The sequence below is a fragment of the Pseudoalteromonas sp. HM-SA03 genome, from assembly GCF_002289345.1.
Classification (GTDB): domain Bacteria; phylum Pseudomonadota; class Gammaproteobacteria; order Enterobacterales; family Alteromonadaceae; genus Pseudoalteromonas.
On the sequence record NZ_NSDG01000050.1, the window covers coordinates 48,676 to 58,540 of the forward strand.

General features: G+C 41.6%; 12 protein-coding genes and 1 pseudogene. 1 reads left to right on the forward strand and 12 read right to left on the reverse strand.

The window, feature by feature from the left end; all coding sequences use genetic code 11:
- Positions 1-77: 77 nt before the first annotated feature.
- The 5 genes from CKO50_RS10640 to CKO50_RS10660 are packed head-to-tail and all read right to left on the reverse strand — an operon-like array spanning position 78 to position 3,786.
- A complete protein-coding gene (locus tag CKO50_RS10640; protein ID WP_095728131.1) occupies positions 78-671 on the reverse strand; it encodes an SCO family protein in 594 nt (197 codons plus the stop codon).
- Positions 668-1,567 carry a heme o synthase gene (gene cyoE / locus CKO50_RS10645; RefSeq protein WP_095728132.1) on the reverse strand — a complete coding sequence of 300 codons (900 nt, stop codon included), beginning with the start codon at positions 1,565-1,567 and terminating at the stop codon, positions 668-670. The genes CKO50_RS10640 and cyoE overlap by 4 nt, the downstream gene beginning before the upstream one ends.
- Complete coding sequence (locus tag CKO50_RS10650; protein ID WP_095728133.1) at positions 1,551-2,564, reverse strand: heme A synthase; 1,014 nt, start codon at positions 2,562-2,564, stop codon at positions 1,551-1,553. Before CKO50_RS10650 ends, cyoE begins: the two co-directional genes overlap by 17 nt.
- A 9-nt stretch (positions 2,565-2,573) precedes the next feature.
- Positions 2,574-3,065: a transmembrane cytochrome oxidase associated protein gene (locus tag CKO50_RS10655; protein WP_095728134.1), complete on the reverse strand. Its 492-nt coding sequence runs from the start codon at positions 3,063-3,065 to the stop codon at positions 2,574-2,576.
- Positions 3,058-3,786 carry an SURF1 family protein gene (locus tag CKO50_RS10660; RefSeq protein WP_095728135.1) on the reverse strand — a complete coding sequence of 243 codons (729 nt, stop codon included), beginning with the start codon at positions 3,784-3,786 and terminating at the stop codon, positions 3,058-3,060. Before CKO50_RS10660 ends, CKO50_RS10655 begins: the two co-directional genes overlap by 8 nt.
- Positions 3,787-3,798: 12 nt before the next feature.
- Here CKO50_RS10660 and CKO50_RS25115 point away from each other — a divergent pair, with 12 nt between their 5' ends.
- A complete protein-coding gene (locus CKO50_RS25115) occupies positions 3,799-4,095 on the forward strand; it encodes a DUF2909 family protein (protein ID WP_081489941.1) in 297 nt (98 codons plus the stop codon).
- Here CKO50_RS25115 and CKO50_RS10670 read toward each other — a convergent pair.
- The 7 genes and pseudogenes from CKO50_RS10670 to CKO50_RS10695 form a co-directional block, all read right to left on the reverse strand.
- Positions 4,001-4,876 carry a cytochrome c oxidase subunit 3 gene (locus tag CKO50_RS10670; RefSeq protein WP_095728136.1) on the reverse strand — a complete coding sequence of 292 codons (876 nt, stop codon included), beginning with the start codon at positions 4,874-4,876 and terminating at the stop codon, positions 4,001-4,003. The genes CKO50_RS25115 and CKO50_RS10670 overlap by 95 nt on opposite strands.
- On the reverse strand, positions 4,866-5,444 hold the full coding sequence (locus CKO50_RS10675) for a cytochrome c oxidase assembly protein (protein ID WP_095728137.1): 579 nt from the start codon (positions 5,442-5,444) through the stop codon (positions 4,866-4,868). Before CKO50_RS10675 ends, CKO50_RS10670 begins: the two co-directional genes overlap by 11 nt.
- Positions 5,444-7,018 (reverse strand): cytochrome c oxidase subunit I, encoded by a 1,575-nt coding sequence (gene ctaD / locus CKO50_RS10680; RefSeq protein ID WP_095728138.1) that lies wholly within the window; start codon positions 7,016-7,018, stop codon positions 5,444-5,446. Before ctaD ends, CKO50_RS10675 begins: the two co-directional genes overlap by 1 nt.
- The gene (gene coxB, locus CKO50_RS10685) at positions 7,018-8,160 is read right to left on the reverse strand and encodes a cytochrome c oxidase subunit II (protein ID WP_095728139.1); all 1,143 of its coding nucleotides are present in this window, start codon (positions 8,158-8,160) and stop codon (positions 7,018-7,020) included. Before coxB ends, ctaD begins: the two co-directional genes overlap by 1 nt.
- A gap of 359 nt (positions 8,161-8,519) precedes the next feature.
- On the reverse strand, positions 8,520-9,134 hold the full coding sequence (lexA, locus tag CKO50_RS10690; protein WP_095728140.1) for a transcriptional repressor LexA: 615 nt from the start codon (positions 9,132-9,134) through the stop codon (positions 8,520-8,522).
- A gap of 235 nt (positions 9,135-9,369) precedes the next feature.
- A pseudogene (locus tag CKO50_RS24600) lies at positions 9,370-9,564 on the reverse strand (IS630 family transposase); the annotation flags it as partial.
- A gap of 85 nt (positions 9,565-9,649) precedes the next feature.
- Positions 9,650-9,865, reverse strand: a 216-nt coding sequence (locus CKO50_RS10695) for a transposase (protein WP_176474646.1), incomplete at its 5' end; no start/stop codon positions are given.

Below are 9,865 nucleotides of genomic sequence, written 5' to 3' on the forward strand. Positions count from 1 at the left end.
TAAAAATCCGCAAATAATTAGAGTGTTAGAGGTAAGATGGCGCAGCGGCACTAGCGTCAACTAGTGCCGCTATAAGACTAATTGATGATTTTTTCTAGATCAGAGAGAAGTAATTTGTCATCGATTGTAGGGACAGCTCCAGCTGTATGTGTAGGTTTGAAAATAGCCTCAAGCTGACCTTTTGGGTTAATTAATGCTACAGACGCACTATGATCAACGTAGTACTCCCCCGTCTGTTCCTGATTTATTGCGTAGATTAAGCCGAGATCTCTCACAAAAGGAAATAAAGCCGAATGCTCGGCAGATACCGCTTTAAAGTCAGGATCAAAGTGCTTGATGTAGGCCAAACGCTTCTCTTCAGTGTCTCGGTTAGGATCGACTGATACAAACCATACTTGTAAGTCACCTTTGTTTTTTACGGATTGATATACGTGAGTTAATTTCAACAACGTCATAGGGCACACATCGGGACAACTAGTGTAACCCAAAAATAGCAAATTCCATTTATCGGCAAGGTCTTGGTTTGAGACTACCTCACCGTATTGGTCCCTTAATTCAAACGCTTTAACGTCCTTAGGCGTAGGGTACCAAACCACTTTTTCCGATACATCTGGTGCAGGCCCACAACCAAACAGAATTAACATAGAAATAATTACGATAAATTTTTTCATATAAATGCTTTATCCACAAAGAGTGCAATGAACACTATCAAAAGATGCCAGATAGAGAAATAAAATACCCTCATAGCATACTCTAAACTATTTGTTTTCATAAGTTTTGTGGCTTTGTAAATAAAAGCGACATTTGCCATGCCAGAGACCAGTAAGTAGATCCAACCAGACATTCCCACTAGGTAAGGTAGCAAACAGACTAAAGTCAAAATGATGGTATAAAATAGCACACAGAGTTTTGTAAATTCATTTCCATGTGTTACTGGTAGCATGGGGACTTCGGCTTTTTCGTAGTCTCGTTTACGAGCAATAGCTAGTGCCCAAAAGTGCGGAGGTGTCCAAGCAAAAATGATCATTACTAACAACCAAGGCTCAGCACCAAGCTGACCTGTCTCGCTGACCCAGCCTAACAGAGGGGGCATCGCACCTGCTAACCCCCCAATAACTATGTTTTGAGGTGTTGCGCGCTTTAACAATAACGTATAAACCACGGCATAACCGAATAGTGCAGCTAAGGTAAGTAACGCACATAACTGATTGGCGAAAATAGTTAATAAAGCATAACCAGAAATTGCTAGGCCCGTCGCAAAGATTAAAGCTGATGATACAGAAACGGAGTCCGTCGCTAACGGTCGGTTTCGTGTTCGCGCCATCTTTTTATCTATTTCTCTATCCACGATATGATTGACAGCTGCTGCACTACTCGAAAGTAAACCAATGCCAAACAAATTCATTAATTGTGCCAATAATGTTTTATCACTTTGTGGTGCTAACATCATCCCGACCCAAGCAGTAATAACCAACATACATACTACTTTGAACTTACACATGCCAAAGTAGGCTTTGAATAGCGTAGTTGCTTTTTGGAGCTCTGAAAAATTAGTTAATTGAAGCATATTTCACCCCTATTTTTTGCGCCAAGCTGATAAAAAAGCACAATCTCACCATTGCTAATAGCACCATAGCTGCCATGAAGTTATGGAATAGTGTCAACAACAGAGGAAACTGGAAATGTACGATTGCAGCCCCCACCAAAACTTGTATAGAAACTAAAGCTAAAACAACAAGCGCTGAGTGTCGGAGTACTCGGTTTTGGCTTGCTTTAAGGTGTGGCCAACATGCAGCGAGTAGCGTTAAAACGGTAATAACTGCCCATATCCGATGGATAAAGTGAATAGATACTCTAGATTCGAATGGTAAAACACCAAACTCATAAGTCGCTGACGCTTCAGGAAGCGTAAATAAACTCTGCCAAGAGAAGAGTTGCAGATTGTCACATAGCGGCAACCCTGTACAATGTGGAGCAGCATAATTGGCGGCAAGCCACCCACCAAGCGCAATTTGTATAATCAACACACTAAGAGCCACATAACATAAGCGATAGGTAGGCTTAGTTACACTAGCTGTAATAGTGGTGTATTTCAGCCTTAGAACCAGTAACACCAGCAATGCAAGAATACTAAACCCCCCGAGTAAATGACCCATCACGATGACTGGCTGTAAATTCATCGTCACGGTCCACATCCCGAGTGCCCCTTGAAATAACACGAGTAATAACAGTAAGTAATAGTGACGATTCGGGCTTTCTGTTTTTTGCTTGTTGAACAACCTCATGCATGCAAGTGCCAAAATAAGTAACCCGAGGAAGCTGGCAAAATAGCGATGGATCATTTCAATCCAAGCTTTTTCTGCTTCCACTTCTAAATGTGGAAAGTTGTCTTTAGCCACAGATAGTTCATGGGTCTCATTAGGTACCGTTAAAAACCCATAACACCCTGGCCAATCTGGACACCCAAGCCCCGCATCACTTAAGCGTGTAAAGGCGCCAAGTGTTACAACGGTTATTGCGATGAAGCAGGCAAATATTGCGATTTTTATTCTTACCTTGGACATATTTACCTCCTAACTTGAACGAGAGTAATTCAATAATTTCTTTAGATCACTCAGTAGCCCTTTTTGTACACTTCGCATTTCTTCTAAGCTTGCTACTGGTGCATACTTAAGTACAAACAATCCTGTTTTATCAACCAAATAGAGGTAGTTTTCATCTAACTGATGTAGGTGCATCGGCAAAGAAGTAGCGTACTCAACACCTTTCTCATTTTGTTCCTGTAACACCACAAGCGATACTTTCTGCTGGTTTTTCCCCAATGCTAAATACAAATTAGGTAAGCTATCTAACAGTAAAGAACATTGCTTGTTACACTGCTTTGGTCGCTGATAAACGATACTCCACTCAGTATCTAAAACCAGCTCTGCTTGGCGAACCTCCTGACTTAAAAATTCACCGTGATTAGTCGTGCTATGTGGTATCCAGCCAACCTTCAGGGCAACAAATGCCAACAGTAAGGGGAATACGAACAGCCCTATAAACCATGCCGCACTTTTAGACATTTTTATTCTCCTTTTTTGAAAGTTTCCAGCCAATTACTACCGCGGCCAAGGCAATAAGCAACCACTGTAAAGCATAAGCTTCATGTTTTTGTGGTGACATTACTACCGGCTGATAATGGGGCTCAGTCCCAGCAAGCCTGTTTTTAGTCATGTAAGCAATTAGAGGTAAAAGCGATTTACCTGACTCCTCAGACAAGTAATCAACATCAATGTACTGGATCACAGATTGTTTTGTGGCTCCCTCTGCCGCAGACTTAGCTAAGGTGAACCGCTTACTTGCACTAGATTTGATATAGACAGGTAGAGAAACGGTACCTGTTGGTAGAGAGAGAGCGGTAGGCACGCGACTAGCCTGCTGTGGCACAAAGCCTAAGTTTACAGCTAGATACTCATCAGTTTCGAAAGTATTAATAATGCCAATTACATCAAAACCGACTCGGCCTTTCACGACTTGATTATCTAAATACCAAACCGCATCATCTATAAAGCTCCCTGTAATCGACACTTCAGTATTAACGTACTGCGTGAGCGGCTGGGACATTACTTGCTGCTCATTAGCAACGCCTAGCGATTTTTCAAGCTCAATTTTACGCTGCAGCACATGTTTTTGCTGTGCTCTTTGCCACTGCCAATAAGAGAGCGAGCCACATAAGAGAACAACGATTAACGCTGCCAATATGGGGGGTTTTGATCTACCTTTAAAAAGTGCACCTAAATCCATCGGACACCCCTTATGATTAAAATTATTATTGTTGTATTGTTACTACTCGTTTTTCTAAATCTATTTAGAGCTATGCTAGTCATGCTCAAGTCAGAGCAACAAGAGTCTATGGCGAGGCTATTGCAACAAAGAGTGTATGCATCAATAGCAGTCGTACTTCTAATCTGTCTTGCTGCTCAATTTGGCTTTATAAAACTACACTCTTCACCCGTTGTTACAACACATAAACAAATACAAACAGGCACAACCAAACAACATCAACAAAATGCCAATACCAAGCCCCAGCTTGAAAAGCAAAGTGGTTCTTAGCGGTAAAGTGACCCTTCAACACCCTGATCCATATAACGAAAAGAATAATCGCGCCAAGTGTGACATGAACGCCATGAAATCCTGTCAGTAAAAAGAATGTATTACCGTAAACCCCCGACTGGAGAGTTAACCCCAGATCTTGATAAGCGTGAATATACTCTTCCACTTGCAAGGTTAAGAATGCGACGCCAAGCAGTACTGTTAATCCTAAGAACGCCTTCACTTTCGCCCTTTGCTCTTTTTCTAAAGCTACATGAGCAAAGCTAAGGGTTACTGATGATGCTAATAAAATAATCGTATTGATCAGCGGAAGTCCCTGCCAACCCATAGCTTGAGTTACAGTTCCATCTGGAGTTGTGAGCAATGGCCATACAGCTTCAAATTGAGGCCATAAAACCTCGTTGGTGCTGGCGTTATTACTTGCACCGCCTAACCACGGCACGGCTATCATTCGTGCATAAAAAAGTGCACCAAAAAAAGCAGCAAAAAACATAACTTCGGAAAAGATAAACCATCCCATTCCTTGCTTGAACGAACGATCCATTTGGGCAGAATATAATCCAGTTTGAGATTCTTGAATCACATTCCTAAACCAACCAAAAATCATGTATATCAGCACAGCAATACCCACAAGCAGTAACATTACTCCGCTGTTCCCAGAAGAGTTTAGCTGAATAATGGTAAGTGCAGCCCCAACAGCGATGAAAAACAACGCAAAAGCACCGACTATCGGCCATGGGCTTTGCTCAGGCACGTAATATTTTTCTTGTTCATGGTTCATATTTGAACTCCTCTCGAGCGGCTAGCATACTCAATCTATCACTGTCTTGTTTGCTAACTCGCTCTGTAATATCAAACAACGTATATGAAAGCGTGAGTTCCTCAACATCACTTGGGAGCTCCGTATCTACATAGAATCTCAAAACAAACTCAACTTCTTCTTTGCCTTTCATTGGTTGCTGATCAAAACAAAAGCAGGCCATTTTGTGTAAATACTTTGCGGCTTTCCCAGGAGACACTGAAGGGATCGCTTGCAACACACGCTCGCTACCACTCAAGTTTTTTGCAATAAACTTCACATCGGTTAGCTTGCCGGGTTGAACACTAACCGAATGTTCGACTGCATCTACCTTAAATGGCGCCTGGCTTTGACTATGCGTTGTGAAGCTCACATCTACTTGTCGACTTTGTGCAATTGACTCGCTCTGCTTTGCGACTTCCATGGATGGTTTACCATTCAGGCCTGTGACATCACAAAAAACGTCGTATAAGGGAACCAGTGCAAAAGCAAAAGCAAACATGCCCAGCGTCAACAAAATAAGCTTCTTAAGCAGGCGTCCATGCTGCATTACTTAATCTCCGGTGGCGTTGAAAAGGTATGATAAGGAGCCGGAGATGGTACTTTCCACTCTAATCCCTCTGCCCCGTCCCACACTTTCCCTGGGGCTTGCTCTCCACCTTTTATACATTTATAAACCACTGCAACAAACAACAGTTGAGAAAGACCGAAAGCAAATCCTCCGATACTAATGATCGCATTGAAATCAGCGAACTGTAGAGCATAATCAGGGATCCGCCTTGGCATGCCTGCAAGGCCAACAAAGTGCATTGGGAAGAATAATACGTTTACACTAACCAAGGAGAGCCAAAAGTGAAATTTAGCCAATTTGATATCAAACATGTGCCCCGTCCACTTTGGCAACCAATAATACGCGGCAGCCATTATTGAGAACACAGCCCCCGTAACCAGCACGTAATGGAAGTGAGCGACAACAAAGTAGGTATCGTGATATTGGAAATCTGCGGGCGTAATCGCTAACATCAAACCGGAAAACCCACCAATTGTGAAAAGTACGATAAATGCAATGGCAAAAAGCATGGGCACCTCAAAACTAATGGCACCTCGCCACATTGTAGCTACCCAATTAAAAACCTTAACGCCTGTAGGCACTGAAATGAGCATAGTTGCATACATAAAAAACAACTCACCGGCTAAAGGCATACCCGTTGTAAACATATGATGAGCCCACACAACAAACGATAACAGTGCAATTGAAGCGGTTGCATAAACCATTGATGCATAGCCAAACAATTTCTTTCTTGAAAATGCCGGTACTATCGTAGAGATTATGCCGAAGGCAGGTAATATCATGATATACACTTCAGGATGACCAAAGAACCAGAATATATGCTGGAACATAACAGGATCACCCCCACCTGCTGCATCAAAAAAGCTCGTTCCAAAGAACTTATCAGTCAATACCATAGTCACGGCACCAGCGAGTACGGGCATTACAGCAATCAGAAGAAATGCGGTTATCAGCCAAGTCCAGACAAATAAAGGCAACTTCATCCATGTCATACCTGGTGCTCTAAGATTGACGATGGTCACAATAACGTTGATAGCACCCATAATCGAGCTGATACCCATTATATGGATCGCAAAAACAAAAAATGCAGTATTGTCATTGCTATACGTTGTAGATAATGGCGCATAAAAAGTCCAACCGAAAGCTGGCCCGCCGCCTTCCAAAAATAATGACATCAGTAAAATTGCAAATGCAAAGGGTAGTATCCAAAAACTCCAGTTATTCATTCTTGGTAACGCCATATCAGGAGCACCAATCATCATTGGGATCATCCAATTGGCAAGACCAGTAAATGCGGGCATTACTGCGCCAAATACCATTATTAGTCCATGCACTGTCGTCATTTGATTAAAAAAATGCGGATCTACAAGCTGTAACCCAGGCTGAAAAAGCTCGGCGCGGATCACCATTGCCATAGCACCGCCAATTAAAAACATGGTTAATGAGAACAATAAATACAGTGTTCCAATGTCTTTATGATTGGTGGTAAACAGCCAGCGCTTTAAGCCTTTGGGAGCTGTATGGTGTGAATGTTCTTCTACGATGGCACTCATTACTTACCCTCCTCTAATGCATCTATCTCACGCTGTATTTGGCTTGGCTGAATAACATCGCCGGTGTCATTACCCCAGCTATTTCTTTTATAGGTGATCACCCCCGCAATCTGCTTAATTGTTAATTGCTTTGCGAAAGATTGCATTGCAGTTCCTGGGCGACCTAAAAGTAGAATATCTATATGAGCTTTGATATCTCCAGTGACGACTTTACTTCCTTTCATTGCAGGGAAAACTCCAGGTAGCCCAAGCCCAGTTGGTTGATGGCAAGCTGCGCAATAAGCCATGTAAGTTTGTTCACCAACCTCCATTAATTCTTCTTTCGAAAGCGTTTGTTGGGCAACTGCTTGTGACTCGGCTTCTGCTTTTGCTTTTTCGGCTTTAGCATCGTTGAGCCAAGTATCAAATTTATCAGGACTTACGGCCTCGACGACGACTGGCATAAAACCATGATCTTTGCCACATAATTCAGCACATTGGCCTCTGTAAATTCCCTCATCGTTTACCTTTGTCCATGCCTCATTTATAAAGCCCGGATTAGCATCCTTCTTCACCGCAAAATCGGGTACCCACCAAGAATGGATGACATCATCTGAGGTCATCAAAAAGCGAACTTTCCTATCGGTGGGAATGACTAAATGCTTATCAACTTCAAGCAGGTAATTTTCATTTTTTTCTTTAAGATCACTAATTTCATCTTTCGGAGTAGAGAGCAAAGAATAGAACTCAACATCATGCCCCATATACTCATAGTGCCATTTCCACTGAGAGCCTGTGACCTTAATGGTCAGATCAGCTTTACTCGTATCTTCCATAGCAATAAGCGTTTTTGTCGCTGGTATTGCCATGCCAATGAGTATCAAGAAGGGAATTGCAGTCCAAAGTATTTCCACTTTGGTGCTTTCATGAAATTGCGCAGCAACAACGCCTTTTGACTTCCTATGCTTTATAAGCGCCCAAAACATAATCCCGAACACAATCACTCCAATGACGCAACATATTAGAAATATGGTCATGTGAAGCTCATATACTTGATGACTAATGTCTGTAACGCCTTGCCTCATATTGTAAGCGCTGTTAGCAAGTGAGGGAATGGCGATTAGCATTGCGATGAATGCTACAACTAATCGACAAATTTTCATTTGACGTCTCCTTCAAGACAACTCGCGGTTGTCTTTTGTTATTATTGGATGACTGTCATATTGTCTATTTGTACATAGACTTACTGCACGACTATTAACCAATTAGTCAAAAAACAAACAAATTGCAAGATTTTCGAGAAGACCGACTTTAGAATCAAAACTGGGGACAATAGGGAGTAAAACGAAGAATGATGAAAAATAGTGTATAAAGATCAGAAAACTAAAAATGTTGCTAAATGAATAAAGTCACTGTTATCACCTTACTTTCACACAGTTAGAAAAGTTAATTATTACTTTTAAACAAAATATAGTTAAAGCAAGCGCAACTTTGTATTTAACGCTACACTCGCTTTCATAAACTACATCCAGTCAGCGTTTCTTATCACACCAACGGCTAGTCCTTCAATAGAGAAGTTTTGATGCTCTAAATCCACTTCAATCGCTTTAAATTCTTCATTCTCTGCATGTAAAAAAACTTTCTTTCCTTTCTTTTCAAGGCGTTTAACAGTCACGTCCTCTTCTACGCGAGCTACTATCACTTGGCCATTTTCCGCTACTTGAGTCCTGTGGACTGCTAATAGATCACCATCCAAAATACCAATGTCCTTCATGCTCATACCATTAACTCTCAAAAGGTAATCGGCGTTCGGCTTAAAAAAACTCGCATCCACATTAAAGTGACTTTCTACATGTTGCTCTGCCAGTATAGGCTCACCAGCTGCAACACGGCCAATAATAGGTAAACCAAGTTGTTCGGATTCATCCTCTACAAGTCGAATCCCTCGGCTTGCGCCTGGGACCATTTCGATAACTCCCTTTTTCGCAAGCGCCTTAAGATGCTCTTCCGCTGCATTTGCACTCTTAAAACCCAAGGCATCAGCTATTTCAGCACGAGTTGGAGGCATGCCAGTATCTTTTATGAATACTTTTATTAATTCAAAGATTTGTTCTTGTCGTTTTGTTAGAGGACGCATTAACTGGTGTTCCATACAGTGGTTTATTTACTGTAAGTATATACAGCTCAAAAAAAATCGCAAATGTTTCTTTATTCGGCATATTTAAGTGTATTTGCTGGTAGCATTAATTAGAGCAGCATTAAACAAAAAACGAAGTCTATTGCCCAAATAGCATAGCCTACGACCCTACGCAATAAGAAATAGATGACTGCCGCCTCCCACAATGCGGTGCTTATACCAATCCGCTTAAAGGTTAAATCAACTTTATCCATTCTCGACTACACATCTTGGTCACTCGATCCGATATAGAAATAAAGTGCTCCCATGCCTTTGAAACGTCATCAACAATTTCTTCATACCCCGAAAACACTCTATTGGATAAACAATATTGTCGTATCCAGATCCACACTTGCCCTATTGGATTTAGCTCTGTTGAATAAGGAGGGAGATGTTGCACTGTGCTTATACTGTGTGAGAGCACATTTACTTAGGTTTAGAAAATCTCGCGAGGTTTTTTATACCATTTTGAATAATTAACTGGTCAGATTTATCCAGCCCCTAAAGCACAATGATTTCACCCTGTCAGCACGTGAGATAAACACATTCCATGCTTCGCTGACCTGATCCAGAATGTGATCATAGTTTGCAAAGGTTCTGTTGGATAACTTGCGTTGTCTAAGCCAACTCCACACTTGTTCTATGGGGTTTAACTCTGGCGAATAAGGTGGCAGCCTAATGATCACTACATT